This window comes from Paraburkholderia caffeinilytica, from assembly GCF_046030355.1.
GTDB lineage: Bacteria > Pseudomonadota > Gammaproteobacteria > Burkholderiales > Burkholderiaceae > Paraburkholderia > Paraburkholderia caffeinilytica_B.
In genome coordinates this window covers 150,018-169,383 of record NZ_JAQQCQ010000017.1, presented here as the reverse complement: position 1 = coordinate 169,383, position 19,366 = coordinate 150,018, and the positions used below count along the sequence as shown (strand labels likewise).

16 protein-coding genes are annotated in these 19,366 nt (G+C 62.8%); 12 read left to right on the top strand and 4 right to left on the bottom strand.

Annotated elements, in window-relative coordinates:
• Positions 1 to 13 precede the first annotated feature (13 nt).
• The 3 genes from PQQ95_RS24430 to PQQ95_RS24420 all read left to right on the top strand — a co-directional run bounded on the left by PQQ95_RS24430 (position 14) and on the right by PQQ95_RS24420 (position 2,940).
• Positions 14 to 1,126 (top strand): histone deacetylase-like amidohydrolase, encoded by a 1,113-nt coding sequence (locus PQQ95_RS24430; RefSeq protein WP_408441734.1) that lies wholly within the window; start codon positions 14 to 16, stop codon positions 1,124 to 1,126.
• A 201-nt stretch (positions 1,127 to 1,327) separates the two neighbouring features.
• Positions 1,328 to 2,143, top strand: a complete 816-nt coding sequence (locus tag PQQ95_RS24425; RefSeq protein WP_408441731.1) for a MoaF C-terminal domain-containing protein — start codon at positions 1,328 to 1,330, stop codon at positions 2,141 to 2,143.
• Positions 2,140 to 2,940 carry an SDR family oxidoreductase gene (locus PQQ95_RS24420; RefSeq protein ID WP_408441728.1) on the top strand — a complete coding sequence of 267 codons (801 nt, stop codon included), beginning with the start codon at positions 2,140 to 2,142 and terminating at the stop codon, positions 2,938 to 2,940. Before PQQ95_RS24425 ends, PQQ95_RS24420 begins: the two co-directional genes overlap by 4 nt.
• A 16-nt stretch (positions 2,941 to 2,956) precedes the next feature.
• Here PQQ95_RS24420 and PQQ95_RS24415 read toward each other — a convergent pair whose 3' ends face one another.
• Complete coding sequence (locus PQQ95_RS24415) at positions 2,957 to 3,742, bottom strand: SDR family NAD(P)-dependent oxidoreductase (RefSeq protein ID WP_408441725.1); 786 nt, start codon at positions 3,740 to 3,742, stop codon at positions 2,957 to 2,959.
• 222 nt (positions 3,743 to 3,964) lie between these two features.
• Between PQQ95_RS24415 and PQQ95_RS24410 the strand changes: the two genes are divergently transcribed.
• The 8 genes from PQQ95_RS24410 (at position 3,965) to PQQ95_RS24375 (ending at position 14,974) form a co-directional block, all read left to right on the top strand.
• Positions 3,965 to 4,705, top strand: a complete 741-nt coding sequence (locus PQQ95_RS24410) for a response regulator transcription factor (protein ID WP_408441723.1) — start codon at positions 3,965 to 3,967, stop codon at positions 4,703 to 4,705.
• 264 nt (positions 4,706 to 4,969) lie between these two features.
• Entirely contained in the window at positions 4,970 to 6,469 is a 1,500-nt protein-coding gene (locus PQQ95_RS24405) for an aldehyde dehydrogenase family protein (RefSeq protein WP_408441720.1), read from the top strand.
• Positions 6,470 to 6,535: 66 nt separating this feature from the next.
• Entirely contained in the window at positions 6,536 to 7,876 is a 1,341-nt protein-coding gene (locus PQQ95_RS24400) for an aspartate aminotransferase family protein (RefSeq protein ID WP_408441718.1), read from the top strand.
• Positions 7,877 to 8,139: 263 nt separating this feature from the next.
• On the top strand, positions 8,140 to 9,081 hold the full coding sequence (locus PQQ95_RS24395; protein WP_408441716.1) for a helix-turn-helix domain-containing protein: 942 nt from the start codon (positions 8,140 to 8,142) through the stop codon (positions 9,079 to 9,081).
• A 342-nt stretch (positions 9,082 to 9,423) separates the two neighbouring features.
• On the top strand, positions 9,424 to 10,872 hold the full coding sequence (locus PQQ95_RS24390) for an APC family permease (RefSeq protein ID WP_408441713.1): 1,449 nt from the start codon (positions 9,424 to 9,426) through the stop codon (positions 10,870 to 10,872).
• A gap of 73 nt (positions 10,873 to 10,945) precedes the next feature.
• Entirely contained in the window at positions 10,946 to 12,661 is a 1,716-nt protein-coding gene (locus PQQ95_RS24385) for an arylsulfatase (protein WP_408441711.1), read from the top strand.
• A gap of 11 nt (positions 12,662 to 12,672) precedes the next feature.
• Positions 12,673 to 13,749, top strand: coding sequence for a formylglycine-generating enzyme family protein (locus PQQ95_RS24380; protein WP_408441709.1), 1,077 nt, complete (start codon positions 12,673 to 12,675; stop codon positions 13,747 to 13,749).
• Positions 13,750 to 13,804: 55 nt separating this feature from the next.
• On the top strand, positions 13,805 to 14,974 hold the full coding sequence (locus PQQ95_RS24375) for a porin (protein WP_408441706.1): 1,170 nt from the start codon (positions 13,805 to 13,807) through the stop codon (positions 14,972 to 14,974).
• An 82-nt stretch (positions 14,975 to 15,056) separates the two neighbouring features.
• Here the strand turns inward: PQQ95_RS24375 and PQQ95_RS24370 are convergent, their stop codons facing one another.
• From PQQ95_RS24370 to PQQ95_RS24360, 3 genes are all read right to left on the bottom strand, one after another.
• A complete protein-coding gene (locus tag PQQ95_RS24370; protein WP_408441704.1) occupies positions 15,057 to 16,193 on the bottom strand; it encodes a DSD1 family PLP-dependent enzyme in 1,137 nt (378 codons plus the stop codon).
• 4 nt (positions 16,194 to 16,197) lie between these two features.
• Positions 16,198 to 16,875, bottom strand: coding sequence for an HAD family hydrolase (locus tag PQQ95_RS24365; protein ID WP_408441702.1), 678 nt, complete (start codon positions 16,873 to 16,875; stop codon positions 16,198 to 16,200).
• A gap of 157 nt (positions 16,876 to 17,032) precedes the next feature.
• The gene (locus PQQ95_RS24360) at positions 17,033 to 17,938 is read right to left on the bottom strand and encodes a LysR family transcriptional regulator (RefSeq protein ID WP_408441699.1); all 906 of its coding nucleotides are present in this window, start codon (positions 17,936 to 17,938) and stop codon (positions 17,033 to 17,035) included.
• 257 nt (positions 17,939 to 18,195) lie between these two features.
• Here PQQ95_RS24360 and PQQ95_RS24355 point away from each other — a divergent pair, with 257 nt between their 5' ends.
• Complete coding sequence (locus PQQ95_RS24355) at positions 18,196 to 19,275, top strand: hypothetical protein (protein WP_408441773.1); 1,080 nt, start codon at positions 18,196 to 18,198, stop codon at positions 19,273 to 19,275.
• Positions 19,276 to 19,366: the final 91 nt, after the last annotated feature.

Below are 19,366 nucleotides of genomic sequence, written 5' to 3'. Positions count from 1 at the left end.
GGTAAGAGAAATCATGAGTAAAACAGCATTTTTCACGGACGAACGCACCTTCTGGCATACAGGTGGCACGCATGCGCTGTTCTTTCCAGTCGGCGGCTGGGTGCAGCCGCCGTCGAGCAGTGGTTACGCGGAATCGCCCGATTCGAAACGCAGACTGCTGGCGCTGATCCAGACCTCGGGGCTGGCCGCATCGCTCGATATGCGGGGTGCCGGGCTTGCCACTGAAGACGATTTGCTGCGCGTCCATCCGCGTGATTATCTGAATCGCTTCAAGGCGCTCAGCGACACGACCGGCGGCGATCTGGGCGACCTCGCACCGTTCGGCAAAGGCAGCTATGAGATCGCCGCGCTTTCCGCAGGGCTGGCCATCAGCGCAATCGACGCCGTGCTCGACAAGCGGGCAAGCAACGCATTCTCGTTGTCACGGCCGCCGGGTCATCACTGTCTGCGCGACAAGCCGATGGGCTTCTGCCTGCTTGCCAATATTCCCATTGCGATCGAAGCGGCCCGTGCGAAATATGGCGTTGAACGCGTTGCGGTGATCGACTGGGACGTGCACCACGGCAATGGCACACAGTCGATCTACTACGACGATCCCAACACGTTGACGATTTCGCTGCATCAGGATCGCTGCTTTCCGCCGGGTTACAGCGGCGCGGATGAGCGCGGCACGGGAGCCGGCGTCGGCGCCAACGTGAACATTCCGCTGTTGCCGGGCGGTGGGCACGACGCCTATCTGTATGCGTTCGAGCGCATCGTGCTGCCCGCGCTCGATGCCTTCAGGCCCGACCTGATCGTCGTGGCGAGCGGGCTCGACGCGAGCGCGGTCGATCCGCTGGCGCGCATGCTGCTGCACAGCGAGAGCTATCGCGCGATGACGCAACTGATGCGCGATGCCGCCGAACGTCATTGCGGCGGCCGTCTGGTGATCGTGCACGAGGGCGGGTATTCGGAAGCGTACGTGCCGTTCTGCGGACACGCGATTGTCGAAACGTTGGCGGACGTTCGCACGCAGGTGACCGATCCGATGCTCGATCTGGCGATCGCGCAACAGCCGAATGACCGTTTCATGGCGTTTCAGCGCGGCTTGATCGATGAGCTGGCCGGCGAGTTCGAGCTGCTGTAACGCTTTTGATGCGCCCGGAGCGTTTGAAGCAAGCGCTGGACCTTCCATGCGGTTCGGGCCACTTGAAGCCGCGGGCGTTGTCATCCTTATGGTCGATGCCGTCACGCTCGCGGCCTCCGTACAGTAGTCACAGGCGCCGCGGCCTCGTATCCGATGCGAGTGAGCCACGGTCAATCATCGAACTACTGGAGCCATACAGATATGACATCTCAACCCGTTTTTATCCAGGTCGGCGCGCTGGCCGAAGGTTTCGCTCCCGACAGCCACATCCTGCCGCCCGTCGACGATCTGACCGGCCGCACGTTGCGGCTCGAATTCGCCGACGGCGCGCCCGAGACGTTGACGTTCATCTCCGCTGGCGCGCTGCGTGCGTCGAATGGTGAATTCGAATGCCGGGTCACGTCGGTGCGCGACGGCATTTACTTCGTCGATTACGTCGGCGGCGGAGACGGCTCGCGGCCAACCGCGACGAGCTACGTACTCGATGTGAAACAGGGCTTGTGCACCTCGGTGACCGGCACCTTGCCGAACGAAAGCGAAGCCCGTACCGATGCGTTCACGCGTGTCGAGCGGGGCATGGAGCTGACCGGCGTACAGGCGCGGTTCCGTCACGGCAGGATTGCACAACAGGACGCTCACGCTCGCGCAGACGCGCCTTTGCATCATCCGACTCGCGAGCTGATCGGCATGCGCAATCTGTACACGTATAGCGCCACGGAACAGTACGAACACGTTTATCTGAACGACAACTTCTATGCGTGGCAATGCCTCTCCGGCGTGGAAGCCGGTCTCGCCGATGTGGACCGTTGCCACTACATCGCCATCGCTGACGATCTGTACCTGTTCGTCTGGCGAGAAAAAATCATTCCGACGCTTGGCGTGGTGATGATCGACCTCGAACGCAAGAAGACTGACGGCAAGATTTTTGGGTATCAGGGCAGCCAGTTCGACACGCTGTCGAATTTCCCGGTCGGCGCGCTTGCGCAAGTGCTCAACGTGACGCGGCATCCGCAATGAACGGCACAGCGCATACGACGAGCGCACGCGATTTCGCCGGCAAGGCGGTGCTGGTGACCGGCGGCGCGCAAGGCATCGGACGCGGCATCGCCGAGGCGTTCGCCGCGCGCGGCGCTTCGGTGGCGATTGCGGATCTGCGCATCGATAGCGCCGCCGAAGCGGCGCAACGTCTGATGCAGCAGGGCGGCGTGGCCCGCGCTTACGAAGCGGACATGGCCGAGTATGCGCAGATCGAGCGCCTCATCGCCGATGTGGAAGCGGACTTCGGCGGGCTCGACGTGGTTGTGCACAACGCCGCGTATTTCCCGCTCACCGCCTTCGATGCGATTACGCCCGCAATCCTGCAGCGCACCTTCGCGGTGAATCTCGCCGCGCTCTTCTGGCTCGCGCAGGCGGCGACGCCCGCGTTCATCCGGCAAGGCGGCGGGCGCATGCTGGCGACCTCGTCGGTGACGGGGCCACGCGTCGCGTATCCGGGGCTCGCGCACTATGCGGCGTCGAAGGCGGGCGTGAACGGTTTCATTCGCGCGGCGGCGTTGGAGCTGGCGAAGCACCGTATCACGGTCAACGGTGTCGAGCCCGGCATGATCCGCACGCCTGCGATGGGCAATCTCGGCGACGATGCGCACAACCGCCGTATCGAACGGGCGATTCCACTCGGAAGGCTGGGCGAACCGGCGGATATCGCGGCGGCCATGCTGTTTCTGGCTTCCGATGCGGCCTCATACATTACCGGCCAAACCATCGTGGTCGACGGCGGCGCGACCTTGCCGGAGTCGACCGCCGTGCTGGGCTAAGGCGCGCCGGCCTCGCTTACATATGATCGAACGCCAGCGTCGGGACATCCACGATCGAGGAGCCGCCGTCGGCAACGAGGGTGGCGCCCGTCACGATCGATGCAGCGGGCGACACCAGAAACTCGCATACGCCGGCAATTTCTTCGGCGTGCGCGGGACGGCGCAACGGCACATCGGCGCAGACACGCTGGTAGGCCGCGTCGAGCGTTTCGTCGTAGCGCTGCATCAATGGTTGCATTTCCGCATCGGCCATCGGCGTGCGGACCCAGCCGGGGCAGACCGCGTTGACGCGCACGCCGTGCGGACCGTAGTCGCGCGCAAGCGAGCGCGTCAGGCCGATCAGCGCGTGCTTCGACGTGGTGTAACCGCAGACGGCGGGCCCCGCTGCGAGCGACGCAATCGAGGCCACCAGCACGATCGCGCCGCGGCGTTCGATCAGATCGGGCAGGCAGGTGCGGGCGGCGACGAAGGCCGTGTCGAGATTTGCGCGCATTGCGGCGGACCAGGTGTCGTCGTCGGTTTCGGTGGCGGTGCCCATGCCGAAACCGCCGGCGCAGCCGATCAAGGCATCGACAGTGCCGCCGTCGGCCTTGATCGCGGCGATGAAGCGCTGCCAGTCGGCGGCGCTGGCAGCGTCGCCGGCGAGTGCCAGGCCGCCGGTTTCGCGCGCGACCCGTTCGAGCGGCTCGCGGCGCCGGCCGATCAGCGCCACGCGTGCGCCGCGCGAAGCAAACAGCCGCGCGCAGGCTTCACCGATACCGGTGCCCGCGCCTGTGATGACAACCGTGCGTTGTTGAGACATGGCATTCCTTACGAATGTGATTGGACGCGATCTGGCGTGATGAAAGGAGCGAAACGTGAACCCAGAGTCTAGGCATGAGAGGCGGTCCGCGGAATCAGGCAAAAGGATGACAACGCGACTGCCGTTTGAGCGCGCAGGTTGCGTCGATTTGCCAATTCGTGCTCACGCAATGGAATCGTACGTTCGTACGATGGTCTTGAGCTGGTGAACCCGGAGAGCGCCATGTTGAACACAATCCGCGACGAAGCCGTGTCCCAGCCCACCTTCGTGCCCGCGCTGGGCGCCGCGGTGAACGCGCTCGCGCAGTTGGTGCGGCCGTCGGCGACGGTTTTCTACTGGGTCGGCGCGGACAACGAACCGTCGGGTTTCGAATTGTTCGGCATGGCCGAGACGATGCACCGCACGTATTTGCAGCGCTACTGCACGCTCGATCCGATGCACCCGTCGCGCTTCTCGACGCAGTCGGGCAGCGTGCTCACGCTCGCGGGCGAGCTGCCCGAGACGGTGCGCAGCGGCTCGGTGTACTGGCGGCGCTTCCTGAATCCGCATCAGGTGGTCGACGTGATGGAGGTCCTGCTGCGGGATGGCACGCGAAGCCCCCGTCCGGTAGCGGCGTTTTCGCTGCTGCGCATGGCGCCCGCGGAGGCCTTCACTGAGGGCGAGCAGCAGCACGCGAGGGCAGTGCAGCCGTTGCTGGAAGCTGCGCTGGTGCCGGCGCTGCGTGACCAGCGGCCGATGCGCACCCATGTGCGTCACGGCGCCGATGCCGATGCCGATATCCGTTCGAACCTGACTCATCGCGAACAGCAGATCGCACGTCTCGTGCGCAACGGCTTGTCGAACAAGGAGATCGCCCGCGACCTCGCGCTCGCGCAGCCCACCGTCAAAACCCACCTGTTGCGCATGTTCCGCAAGCTCGGCGTATCGAGTCGTACGGAAATGATCGGCGCGCTGTTTCTTTAAAGGACCGACGCCATGTTCGATATCTCGACGATGGATGACACGTATGTCGGACCCGTTGAGGCCGATGAGCCGATGTTGCTCTACGCCGTCGCGGCCGTAGCGATGGTGTGCGTTTTGCGTTGCTCGTGCTGTTTTCCCTTAACCCACGGCGCGCCTGCCGATTAGCGCTAACGGTGGACGAACCGCCGTGACACCATTCTTCGACACGATGGCCCCGCGGCCATGGATCAGACAGCAACGAAACCCCAACGAGAGACCCAGGATATGAGTACCGATGCAACGATTGTCGTCAGCGATGCGGTTCGTGCGTTCGTGCAACGCGATTTCGGCCTGTTTATCGGCGGCGCGCAGCAACCCGCGCATTCGGAGCGCCGTCTCGACGTATTCAATCCGGCGAGCGGCGAACGCCTCGCAACGGTTGTGGATGCGGACGCGACCGACGTCGATCGCGCGGTGAGCAATGCGCGCGCCGCATTCGACGCACGTGTGTGGAGCGGCCTGCGTCCCGCCGATCGCGAGCGCATTCTGCTGCGCTTTGCCGATCTGCTCGAAGCCAACGCCGAAGATCTCGCGCAACTCGAAACCTTGAATCAGGGCAAGTCGATCAACATCGCCCGCGCGGTGGAAGTGGGCGCAACGATCGAATATGTGCGCTATATGGCGGGTTGGGCGACCAAGATTACCGGTGAAACGCTGGACGTGTCGATTCCGTTTCCGCCCGGCACGCGCTATACGGCGTTCACGCGCAAGGAGCCGATCGGTGTGGTGGCGGGTATCGTGCCGTGGAATTTCCCGCTGATGATCGCGGTGTGGAAGCTGGTGCCGGCGCTCGCGGCAGGGTGCACCATCGTCATCAAGCCATCGCCGGAAACGCCTTTAACGGCGCTGCGTCTGGCCGAGCTGGCGCTTGAGGCCGGAGTCCCCGCGGGCGTGTTCAACGTCGTCACCGGCGGCCGCGAATGCGGCGCCGCTCTCGCGGCGCATCCGGGCATCAGCAAGATTTCGTTCACCGGCTCGACGCCGACGGGCAAGCTGGTCGGCACGGCCGCCGTGCAGAACATGACGCGTTTTTCACTTGAGCTCGGCGGCAAGAATCCGGCGGTGATGCTCGCCGATATCGATGTCGAGCAGGCAATTCAAGGCGCGCTGGCCGGTGGTTTCTTCAACCAGGGGCAGGTGTGCGCGGCGGCTTCGCGCATTTACGTGCATCGCAGCAAGTACCGGCAAGTAGCGGAAGGTCTCGCCGATATCGCCAACGCCATGACGCTGGGACCGGGCCTCGACCCGGCGGCGCAGATCAATCCGCTCGTGTCCGCGCAGCACCGCGACCGCGTCAATCAACACATCGCGCGCGCTCAGGCAGCCGGTCTGACGTTTCTTGCCGGTGGCAAGCCGGTCGATCTGCCGGGCTACTACGTTCGCCCGGCCGTTATCGCCGACGTGCCGCACGACGCGGCAATCGTGCGCGACGAAGTGTTCGGCCCCGTGCTCGCCATCGTCCCCTTCGACGATCCGCTCGAAGCGCTGCGCCTCGCCAACGATTCACCGTATGGCCTCGCCGCGAGCCTGTGGAGCAATGACCTCAAGACCGTGATGAACCTCGTGCCGCAAATCGAGGCGGGCACGGTGTGGGTCAACTGCCACGTACCGCTCGATCCGGGCATGCCGTTCGGCGGCTTCAAACAGTCGGGCATCGGCCGTGAATTCGGCAAATACGCCATCGAAGGTTTTACAGAAACCAAGTCCGTGTGCATTGCGCATTGAGCCGAACACAGGCACATGCCAGCCACACGAACCTGCCAACAAACTGAACTTAATGGAGTAAGCACGATGGGAACGAACGATTCCGCCTTCTGGCATCCAATGCAACACCCGGCCGAGATGCAGCAACGCGAGCCGATCCGTATCGTACGCGGCGACGGCTGCTATGTGTTCGACGATCGCGGCAATAAGCTTGTCGATGGCGTGGCCGGTCTCTGGAATGTCAACGTCGGCCACAACCGGCGTGAAGTGAAGGACGCGATTGTGCGTCAGTTGGACGAGCTCGAATACTTCCAGCTCTTCGACGGTATTTCGCATCCACGCGCCGAGGAGTTGTCGAAGGTGCTGATCGAGATGCTCGAACCGGAAGGCATGCGCCGCGTGATCTACAGTTCAGGCGGCTCGGACGCGGTCGAATCCGCATTGAAGCTCGCCCGTCAGTACTGGAAGCTGAAAGGCGAAGCGGACCGCACCAAGTTCATTTCACTGAAGCAGGGCTATCACGGTACGCATTTCGGCGGCGCATCCGTGAATGGAAATACTGCGTTCCGGCGCAATTACGAGCCGAATCTGCCGGGCTGTTTTCACGTCGAAACGCCGTGGCTTTATCGCAATCCGTTCACGCAAGACCCTGCCGAGCTCGGCAGGATCTGTGCCGAGATGCTGGAGCGCGAGATCATTTTTCAAAGCCCCGACACGGTTGCCGCGTTCATCGCCGAACCGGTGCAGGGCGCGGGTGGCGTGATCGTGCCGCCGGACAATTACTGGCCGCTGATTCGTGAAGTGTGCGACAAGTACGGCATTCTGCTGATCGCCGACGAAATCGTCACGGGTTTTGGCCGGACCGGCAGCATGTTCGGCAGTCGCGGCTGGGGGGTGAAGCCCGACATCATGTGCTTTGCGAAGGGCATTTCTTCCGGCTACATTCCGCTTGGCGCAACCGCGTTCAACGAGCGTATCGAGCAGGCCTTCATGAGCAATGCGAATTTCACCGGTGCGTTGATGCACGGCTATACCTATGCGGGGCATCCGGTTGCGTGCGCGGCGGCGCTAGCCAACCTGAAGATCGTCAAGGACGAAAATCTGCCGGCGAATGCGGCGCAGCAGGGCGCGCATCTGCTCGAAGCGCTGCGTCCGTTCACCGAGCGCTACGCGGCCGTGGGTGACGTGCGTGGCAAGGGTCTGATGGTCGCGCTCGATCTGGTGAAGTCGAAGCAAACCCGTGAGCCGATCGACCCGGCTTCGGGCTATGCCAACGCGGTGGCGGAAGTGGCGCGCGCGCACGGTGCACTGGTGCGGCCGGTCGGCACGAAAATCATTCTGTCGCCGCCGCTGGTGGTCGAATCGGCGCAGCTCGACGCGCTGGTCGGCGCATTGGCCGCGGGCTTCGATGAAGTGAAATTTGCATAATTGACTTGGTCAAGTGTTGAGGCGCGCTGCAGAATGCACAGGTGCATTCCGGGTTGGGGCAGCGCGCGATGAAATGGAATCCGTGAAAGCGGCGCGGTTTTTTAAATCGAGCCGCATCCGTCAGCCTGGCATAACATTGCTTCTTCATTTGCAGCAGCGGTGTCGCGTGCCGTGGCGCCTGTCTGCATCCAGGTTGGCGTCCGCTACGACAGGCCGGACCGTCATCGCATGATGTAGCCTGTTCAGAGTAGGCGGGAGGGGACATGGACTTCCGGATCAGCACGCTTGCCGACGTGCACGATCATTCGCTGGCGGTGAGCGGATGGGAGCAGATTTATCGTCAGATGACGCCGGGCCGCTTCCAGAGCACGCTCGTGCAGGCGAGTTCGAACGACTTTCATTTCTTTCGCGAAACTACCAATCGCCGGGTGGCGCAGCACGGTGTATCGCCGGCCGGTCTCGCTTCGATCGCGGTGCCGTTGTATGCGCCGCTGGTCGGCACGTTTCAGGGGCGGCGCGTGGATGGCTATGCGCTGCTGCTGCTTGGGGCGGGCGAAGAGTTTCGCTTCTATACGCCGGAGTCGATGCACTATGCGGGCATTAGCGTGTCCGCCGAGATGATGGACGAGCTGCTGAGCGTGACGGTGGGCGAACACGTTAGCTGTCAGATGAGAGGCGGCGTGCTGGCGCTTTCCGACGAGCAAGGTGTAATGCTGCGCGAGCGGCTCGCGCCGTTTCTCGACTCCGCCGAGCGCAATGCTGCCGCGTTTGCGCATCCTGCTGCAACCAAGGTATTCCGCGACGAAATGATCAGCGTGCTGCTCGGCCTGATCGAAAGCGCGTCGCAGGCGCCGCCGCGAGACCTTACGCACACCACGTATAGCGACATCGTGCGGCGTTGCGAGCGCATTCTGCAAGACAACGCCGAACAACCGATTACGGTGCTCGATCTGTGCCGCGCGCTGCGGTGCAGTCGCCGAACCTTGCAAACCAGCTTCCAGCGCGTCGCCAACGTGACGCCAGTCGAATATCTCCGGTCGATCCGGCTCAACGCCGTGCGTCGGTTGCTACGCATGACGAGCGCGGAAGAACTATTGATCGGCGACGCCGCTTGCCGCTGGGGCTTCACACATCTTGGCTATTTCGCCCGCGAATATCGTGACCTGTTCGGCGAATTGCCGTCGCAGACGCCGCGCTTGAGCTGACGCGCGGCGTGCGTTGCCAGGACCGCGCGGGCGTGGCGTGCTGCCCGCCCGATTCTTCGCGCGTTTGCCGGTCGATGCTCAGGCCGACTCCTTGTCCAATTCTCACGCATGAACGGTTCCCGTTTGCGCGCGTGCTTGCGCACGTCCCGCCCGATCTTTCACGTCCGACCGCGATGGCTCGTCTGGCTGCGTGAGCCAACGCCTAGGCGTAAACCCACGTTCGCGCCGCATTGCCGATTTGTGCTCCCGCCCGGCATTTTTGATTTTCTACAGTGCAGCAACACTTGCACTGCGCCCGACCTTGTCGTGATGCAGACGAAGCACAATCCAGGAGCAAAAACTATGAGCGTCGTCGCTGAACCGTCACCGTCCACCGAGTTGCGTAAGGGAGCGTTGGGACTGGGCTTCATCATTTTCTTCGTGATCTCGGCGGCCGGACCGCTGGTCGCGATTGCAGGCGGCTTCCCAATCGGCATCATGCTCGGCAACGGCGCAGGCACGCCGGCCTTGCTGATCGCCACGGTGGCAATCCTGTTGATGTTTTCCGCCGGCTATACGGCCATGTCGCGGCACGTGACCAACGCCGGTGGCTTCTATGCGTTCACGGCTCGCGGTCTCGGCGGCACGGCGGGTGGCGCGGCGGCCTTGATCGCGCTGCTCGGCTACAACACGATGCAGATCGGTTTGTACGGCATGTTCGGCGCGGTGGCCTCGGGCTTCCTTAACGCGCACTTCAACCTCGGTACGCCATGGTGGATCTGCTCGCTCGCTGCGATGGCCAGTATCGGTGTGTTCGGTTACCGGCAGATCGATCTTTCTGCGAAGGTGCTTTCGCTGCTGGTATTCGGCGAGTACATCGTTGTGTTGATTCTCGATCTGGCCATTCTGAAAAACGGCGGCGATAGCGGTATCAACGCGGCTTCGTTCACGCCGCATATCTTCATGAGCGGCACGCCGGCAATTGGCTTTCTATTCTGCTTCGCGAGCTTCATTGGCTTCGAGGCGACCACGATCTATAGCGAAGAGGCGAAAGACCCGCAACGCACGGTGCCGTTGGCAACCTACATTTCAGTGCTGCTGATCGGCGTGTTCTATGCATTCTCCGCGTGGTGCATGGTGATTGGCGCTGGCAGCGACAAGATCGTCAAGACGCTCACCGCATTGAGCGATCCGACCACGTTTCTCTACTCGCTCTCCGATCACTATGCCAACAAGACGCTGACCGCAGCGATGAGCGTTCTGTTCATTACGAGCGTGTATGCGGGCCTGCTGGCTTTTCACAACTCGGCGTCGCGTTATTTCTTTGCCACCGGCCGTGAGGGTTTGCTGCCGCAAGCGCTCGGACGCACGCATCGGGTGCATTGCAGCCCGCATGTCGGCTCGCTTTTGCAAACGGCGGTGGCCGCGATCGTGGTGCTGGTGTTCATCGTCGCGCATGCCGATCCGGTTCTGACGCTGTTCTCGTGGCTCACGAACGTGGCGACGCTTTGCATCATCGCGTTGATGGCGCTTTCATCGGCGGCGGTGTTCGTGTTTTTCAAGCGCATTGGTCGTGACGACATAGGTGTGATGCGCGTCGGCGTGTTGCCGGTACTGTCCGGTCTCGCCCTGGCGGTCGTGCTGGTGCTCGCGATCGTGAATTTTCCGCTGCTGACCGGTGCGGGCGTGGGTGTGTCGTACGCGTTGACCGCCCTGTTGCCGATTTTCGCGGTGGCCGGCGTTCTCGCGGCGAAGAAACTCAAGCAGCGCGACCGTGATGCATTCGATCGGCTTGGGCGATCGAGGTTGTAAAGCATTTAGTAAAAGCGTAGCGACAACAAGACCTGAATTGCGGTTAGGAGGACATCGTGGAAATGGAGATCAAATGAGCTTTCGTACCATCCTTGCAGCAACGTTCGTAGGCGGCGCGTGCGCCGTCATGATGCCGCTCGCGCAGGCGGCCGCCGCGGCGGCCATACCGGCTACACCGCCCGCTGTACCCGGCGCGCGCCCCAATGTGCTGTTGATCGTCGCCGACGACGTCGGGCGCTCGGATATCGGCGCATTCGGTAGCGAAATCGCCACACCGAATCTCGATGCATTGGTCGCGCGCGGCCGCCTGCTCGACACGATGTACGTCGCACCGACCTGTTCGCCGACCCGTTCGATGCTGCTCTCCGGCATGGACAATCATCTGGCCGGCGTCGGCAATATGGCGGAAATGATCACACCGCATCTGACGCCGGAAGAAGTCAATCACCCCGGCTACGAAGGCGGCCTGAATCAGCGGGTGGCGGCCTTGCCGGAAATCATGAAAGACGCGGGCTACTGGACCGTGATGGCCGGCAAATGGCATCTGGGTGGCAGCGACGGCATGCGGCCAGACCAGCGTGGCTTCGAACGCTCGTATGCGTTGATGAACGGCGGTGCGTCGCATTTCAGGCAGAAGGTGATGGCGATTACGTCGGATGCACCGGAGCCGACCTATCGCGAGAACGGCAAGAAGATCGACCTGCCTGCCGACTTCTATTCATCGCGGACATACACCGACAAGCTCATTACCTATCTGCAGGATGCGCAGCGCGGCGGCAAGCCGTTCTTCGCGTATGCGGCCTATACGGCGGCGCATTTGCCGCTGCAAGCGCCTGACGATGAACTGCAGAAGGTGCGCGGCAACTACGACGTCGGCTATGACGTGATCGCGCAGCGCCGGATCGACAAGATGAAGCGCCTCGGTCTCGTGCCGAACGACGCGAAGCCCGCGCCGCTGCCGGAGGGGACGAAACCGTGGGGCGCCTTGAGCGCCGACGAGAAAGCGCGTTCGGCCCGCACGATGGAAGCCTATGCCGCGCTAGTAGCCGATCTCGACCGCAACGTTGGCCGCCTGATCGATTACCTGAAGGCGAGCGGTCAGTATGACAACACGCTGATCGTGTTCCTGTCGGACAACGGCCCGGAAGGCAATAAATGGGACGAGGACAGCGGCAACGCAAAATGGATTGCGCAGACCTTCGACAACTCGCTGGATAACATCGGCCGCGTCAATTCGTTCGTGTTCGAGGGGCCGGCGTGGGGGCAGGTGAGCGCGCAACCGTTCCGCCTCTTCAAGGCCTACACCAATGAAGGCGGGATCCGCTCGCCGGCGTTTGTGTCGTTCCCTGGACATGTGCAGGCGGGCAAGAGCGAACAGGTGCTCACCGTCAAGGATCTGACGCCGACCATTCTCGACTTCGCCAATATCAAGCAACCCGGCATCGAATTCCAGGGCCATACGGTGCTGCCGATGCAGGGCATGTCGATGAAACCGTATCTGACCGGCGAGCGCAAACGCGTGCATGTGGACGACTACGTGTACGGCATGGAGCTGATGGGGCGCAACGCGCTGCGCAAGGGTAACTGGAAACTGGTCTATTCCTACGACAACGGCAAGGGCCACTGGCAACTGTACGACCTCGCGCACGACCGCGCCGAGCTTCACGATCTTTCCTCGAAACGTCCCGACGTACTCGAGCAGATGCTGACCGAGTGGGCGCAATACGTGCAGCAGAACAACGTCGTCGAGACGTGGCGCGATACGTCTTACCCACGCTTGGATTATTGAGGAGAGCCGGCATGAGCATGCACATCCGCAGAGCGGTCGTGCGCTATGGGGCAGCGGTTGTGTGCGTTGTGCTGACCCAGGCGGCGCTCGCGGGGACGGTGGCGGCCGGCGCCGCACCGCAAGCCGGGCAGCTCGGCAACCTGCAGGCGTGTAAGGCGTTCAACGGCTTGCCGCCGGCATCGTCGGATAGCGACCAGGTGCGCGTGCCGGCTGGCAGCTTTGTGATGGGCTCCGATGGCGGCTACCCGGAAGAAGCGCCTGCGCGTAGCGTCAAGGTGGGCAGCTTCATGATCGATCGCTACGACGTGACGAACGCGGAGTTTGCCCGCTTCGTCGCCGCGACCGGATACAGGACGCTCGCCGAGCGGGGACTCGATGCGAAACGCTACCCGTCGTTGCCGGTGGCGATGACGCAGCCCGGCTCGACGGTCTTTCTGCCGCCGAAGGACCTGCTGGTCGGCGCGATGCAGTGGTGGCATTTCGTGCCGGGCGCAGACTGGCGTCATCCCACCGGGCCCGGCAGTTCGATCGACGGGCTCGGCAATCATCCGGTCGTCCATATCGCGTATGAAGACGCGCTGGCCTATGCGAAGTGGCGCGGCCGCGATTTGCCGACCGAAGCCGAGTACGAATACGCGGCGCACGGTGGGACGTCGACCGCTTATCCTTGGGGCGACACCTTCGCGATCCGCTCGAAAATGATGGCCAACACCTGGCAAGGCGCCTTTCCGTTTCAGAACACGGCGAAGGACGGTTTCGTGTCGACTTCGCCGGTCGGCTGCTTTCCGGCCAACGGCTATGGGCTATGCGACATGGTCGGCAATGTCTGGCAATGGGTGAAGGACCCGTGGCAGCAGAACCACGCGCAGCAGGCGAGCGAGCCGCCGCCGAACCCGAACGTCGATCTCGAAGACGCGCTGGTGGCGAAGGCGCGCAGCACCGATCTCGGCACCATCAAGGGCGGTTCGTTTCTCTGCTCGCCGATCTATTGCAAACGCTACCGGCCGAGCGCGCGCCATGCGCAGGACGTGACGATGGGCACCAACCATATCGGTTTTCGCACGGTGTTGAGATTGCCCGGGTCATAGGCGCGCCGGCTTGAGCGCCGTTAAAAAAACTAATTACCCTGATTTGGAGAGTACTTTGAAATCACGAGAAAACGCCGTGAGGATGACGCTCGTCGCTGCGGCCTGCGTCGGATTGTTCGGCGCGCCGTTTGCCGTCCGTGCGCAAAGCCGTGTCACGTTGAGCGGCATTATCGATGCAGGCATCCTGTACGCGAACAATAGCGGCGGCCATGCCGACTGGTCTACGACTAGCGGGCAATTGACGGCGTCGCGCTGGATCATGACCGGCAGCGAGGACCTGGGTGGCGGATCGCGTGCGATCTTCCGTCTGATGAGTCCGTTCAATGTGCAAAATGGGCATGGCACCGGTCGCGCGTTCAACGTCGCCTACGTGGGGCTCGCCGATGACCGCTTCGGCACGATGACGGTGGGCCGGCAATGGGACACGACGATCGACACGGTCTCCGGTTTCGCGTCCAACGAAACATGGGCTGGTTACATCGGCGCACATGTCGGCGATGCGGATAACACCAATGCGAGTTTCAAGGTGAGCAACACCGTCAAATACGCGAGTCCGCAATTCGCCGGACTGAGCTTCGGTGCGACATACGGTTTCAGCAATCAGGCTGCCGCCGCGGACGGTTCGTCGGGTTTTGCGAACAATCGCCTGATGAGTGCGGGGGCGGCTTATGCACACGGACCATTCGCAGCGGGTGTCGGCTTTCTGCAGGCGGATCGTCCGGACGCGCAGCCCGCCGGCGCATTGGGCGCGCCGGGTGCCGGTGTGTACGACGACTATGAGAATACGTTTTCGAGCAGCATCGCCAGCACGGCGGGGGTGAAACGGCAGCGTATCTGGCTCGCGGGGGCTTCGTACCAGTTCTTCGGCGCCCTCACAGTGGGCGGCATGTACTCGAAAACGCAGTACCGCTATCTGGACGCGACCGCGTTGACACTCGATAACTACGAGGCGAATCTGACGTGGCAGATTACACCTGCGTGGCAGACCGGCGTGGCCTACATTCGTACCAACGGACGCTATTCAGGCAGCGGTACGGGTGATGCGGAGCCGGGCTGGGATCAGGTCAACCTCGGCACTGCCTACGCGCTGTCGAAGCGCACAACGCTCTATCTGATCGGCGTCGCGCAGCAGGGCCGTCACGCGGTGGCGCAGATTTACGGTGTCTCGCCGTCCAGCACGCGGCGGCAACTGGTGGTGACGACGGGCATTCAGCATCAGTTTTGATGAGGGCGGTGCGGCGGCGTGCTGATTTTTCATGGATTTCGCCGGTGTTTCGGCGGCCCGGCTGCAATCTGCAACTCGCCGTTCACCAGCCCTGAAAACGTCTCCACTCGACACTCTCGCCGTCCGCCGAAACAGCGTGATACTCGGGGAACTGCGCGCCGGTCGCGCATGCATGATTGGGCAGGATGCGCAGCTTCATGCCGATCGGAAAGCGCTGCGTGATGTCGTCGACCTGCGCACCTTCTTCCGACGACGCCAGAATTCCGTGCTCCTGATTCGCGCCGCTCACCACAAAACCGCCAAGCGGTGTTCCGTTCAGCAGACAGGGCTGACCATAGCCGAAATCGTGCGACTGCTTCGCGGTGCCGCGATCACGGCTCATTGCCATCCAGCCTGCGTCGAGAATCGCCCAGCCCTTATCCGCCTGATGGCCGATCACGGTGGCGAGCACGCTGAGCGCGATATCTTCGAGTGCGCACACGCCGACGTTGTGCATGACCAGGTCGAAGAAAACGTATACACCCGCGCGCACCTCGGTCACGCCATCCAGTTGTTCGGCGGCGAGGGCGGTGGGTGTCGAACCGACGCTGACGGCCGGGCACGGAATGCCTGCGTCGCGCAGCCGTTGTGCCGCGCGCACGCAGCCGGCGCGTTCCTGTTCCGCCAGCGCGGCGAGCGCCTCCGGTGTATGAAGCTCATAGCTGGAACCCGCGTGGGTCATCACGCCACCCACCTTGACGCCGTTCTCATGCAGGATCCGCCCGACTTCGAGCAGCGTGTCCTGTTCCGGCGTAATACCGGAGCGGTGGCCGTCCGTGTCCACCTCGATCCACACCTCGAAGGATTCGCCGTGCTGGTCCGAAAATGCGGCGATGGCCGCGGCGGCGGTCGGATTGTCGACCACCAGTTTCAGGTCGCAACCCTGGCGGCGCAGCGCCAACGCTCGCGGCAGCTTTGAAGGGGCGATGCTGACCGCGTAAAGAATATCGCTGACGCCGGCCGCGAAGAACGCCTCCGCCTCTTTCAAGGTGGAGACCGTGAGGCCGCGCGCACCAGCGGCGATCTGCGCGCGGACCACGTCGATGCATTTGGTGGTCTTGACGTGCGGACGGAATGCCACGCCCAGCGTATTCATATGCGCCTGCATTCGCGCGATGTTTTTCTGCATCCGGGCGATGTCGACCAAGGCGGCAGGGGTATCGATGTGCTCGAGTTTCATGGTTTCACCGGGGAATAGCGTGGTTTGCGGTCTGGCCGAACCGGCTGAGCCACGGAACCAGCGCGTCGAGCGTGGGCGCCTCGAGCTCGGGCGGCTGTGCGCCCGCCACCAGCGGCAGGCCCACGCGGTTATGCCAGTATGTCCGCAAACCGACCGCGGCCGTGCCGAACATATCGTAGCTGGAGCCGGCCACGAACGCAGCCTCATGGGCGCTGACGCCAAGTTTGTCGAGCGCGAGCCGGTAAGGCAACGGGTCCGGCTTGTACATGCCGGCTTCTTCGGCGGTGACGATCGCGTCCCAGTGGATCGGGAAAAGCCCGGCAGCCTGGGTGCCGAGACGGATGGAGCAGTTAGTGACGATCGCCAGTTTGCAATGCGGGCGGAGTGCCTGCAATGCGTCGAGGGCGCCGTTCCAGGGGGCAAGCGTCAGCCAGTCGGCTTCGAGCGCGAGCGCGGCGGATTCCGCCAGCCCAACTTCGGCCGCCGCGTCGCGTACCAATTGTTCATACGCAATGTATTGGCCGCAGCCATAGGTCAGGCGCAAATAGGCCGCACGCCACGCACGGCCCAACTGCTCGGAGCCGGCGGCGTGATTCCATGACGTCCACGAATCGAGCAGGGCGGTCAGGAGGTCGAAAAGGACGGCCTTGGGATAGGCGGTCGGGGTCGAAATGGAGGTCATGATTTAACCGGCGAGGGACGGTGAGCCGATTATAAAGTTTCATTCCTGGCGTGGAGTTCAGCCAGGCTAACTCTAAAATTAAGTTTGAGTGAATCTATCATTAGCGATGTGATACGTGACGTGACCCGTGACGACGTGATCCACCACGTTTCGCGCGTCATCGTCTCCACGGCGGCGATGGCCTGAATCTTCCCTGCAAATACTGCATGAAATGGCGCGTGCGCGCCGGCAATCCCGTGCGCTGATGCGTGAGTGCGATCACATTGGCATCCGGCGCTTTCCAGCCTGCCAGCAATCGCACGAGTTTTCCTTTCGCGATATCGTCCGCGACATCCCATTCTGAGCGCAGGATAATGCCGCGGCCTTCACAAGCCCATTGACGGATCACGTCGCCGTCGTTGCAGCTCAAATGCGGAGAAACGCGCACGCTGTGACGCGTGCGCCCCTTGCTGAACTGCCACAGCGAGACGTCCTCGTTGTTCTCGCGCAGGACAATGCACGGCAGTTTGCTTAATTCTTCCGGCGACTCCGGCTGACCGACACGCTTGAGCAGCGCAGGCGAAGCGCATACGAAGCGCGCATTCGGTGCGATCGTGTAGCCGACCCGATTCGATACCGGCAGCTCGCCGATATGCACGACAATGTCGAAGCGGTCCATCGTCTCGGTCAACGGCTGGTCCGATAGCGTGAGCGCCACGTCGATATCCGGGTGGTGCTGCTGGAACTCGGCGATGGCGGGCGCCAGATGGCGTCGGCCGAATCCCAGCGGCGCATTGATTTTCAGCGTGCCGATCAGACCGCCCCGGCGCGTCTGCAAGTCTTCGAATAGCGAGTCGAACTGCTGGACAAGTTCGGCGCCGCGCTCGCACAGGAGCGCGCCTTCTTCCGTAAACTGCAAACGGCGCGCCGTGCGGTTCACCAGTTGCGTGCCCAGTTTTTTTTCGAGTTGCTGCAGGCGCTGGGTCACCGCTGAAGGCGACAGCCCCAGCTTTCGCGCCGCGGCGATCAGGCTGCCACTTTCGCGGATGGCCAGCAGAAACCGGATGTCGGCCGAGTCGTTCATGGCGGCAACTTTTGAGTTCGGGAGTCTGGCAGCTTAAAGCGTTTGGATGCGTTGCTCCAGTGCCTCGCCAGACGGTATTGCAAGGTAGACTGACGGCTCCGTAACGAAGTCGACAGCTTGACCCGCTAAAGTGGGCCTTTGAGCCAGGTGGGGCAGGCAGCGCCTGTCGTCCGCCGAATTGTTGTCGCTTCCATTTGAAGAGAAGTCCGATGCCGTTGTCACATGGACCGTCGAACGCCGCTGACGGGTCGACCCGCATGCCGAATGATCCCGTCTCTCAACCCACCGAAAGCGCGCAGCAAAGTGCCCTGAAACAGGGGGTATTTCTGCATACGGGCTGGCGCAGCGCAGGAACGTGGGTCTGGTCGCGTCTGCGCGCACTCGATTCCGTGACTGGATTCTATGAGCCGCTCAGCAACGTGCTCGCCGATCTGAGCCTTGCCGATGTCTCCGCGTCCCGTCCTACCTTGACCTCGGGACACCCACCGCTCGCCGCGCCGTATTTCGAAGAATACCGGCCGTTTCTGGAGGAGGGCGCGCGCGGCGTGGCTGGATACCGGAAGCGCTTCGGCACCGATCGTTTCTCATCTGCACCCGACGGGGAATTCCCCGCATTGCAGGCCTATCTGGCCAACCTGTGCGAGCGTACCGCCGAGCACGGCAGCGTACCTGTCTTCAAGTTTTGCCGTTCGTCGGGCCGGCTGCCGTGGCTCAAGCACGCTTTCCCGCAGGCCATGCATGTGGCTGTGCTGCGAAATCCCGCATCGCAGTTTGCCTCGGGGTGGCTGTTGAATCAGCAATGGAGCAATCCGTTTTTCGTCGCCGCACCGTTTCGCGTGCTGGGTTTGAACCAGACGGAGCCGCTGGTCCGGCAGGCCATCGACATCTGCGGCGTGAGTTTGCCGCCTGCCGCGCCCACTTCGGATGACGCTTACGCCGTGGCCTGCGAGCACTATGCGCGCACGGCGCAAGGCGACAATGCCTATCGGGCATTCGTCGCGTTATGGATTCTCTGTGCGCTGCGTATGGCGGACGGTGTCGATCTGATGGTCGACATCGACCGGCTGGGACAGTCGCGCGACTATGCGGCCGGATTGCGCGCCGGATTCGAGGCGCAGACCGGCTTGTCGCCCGATTTCAGCAGCGCGCGCGATCTGCTCGAGGAAACACGCCGCAGCGCGGCGCGCATGGTCGGGATCGACGGCCGGTCGATGCGGGCCGTTCATTCCGCCGCGCTGAAGTTCCTCAAGACGCAGAACGGCGTGGACGCAAGCTTTATCGAGCTTGTGCGTGAAAAGATGGTGTTGGCCAACGAGTTGACCGAGCAATGGCGCTGAGTGCCCTTTCCTGACGTTACGCCGGCTTCGCCGGCCAATACAGTTGCTACGCGGAAAACAATACAGTGAGGCGCGGTTTTATTGCGCTGTA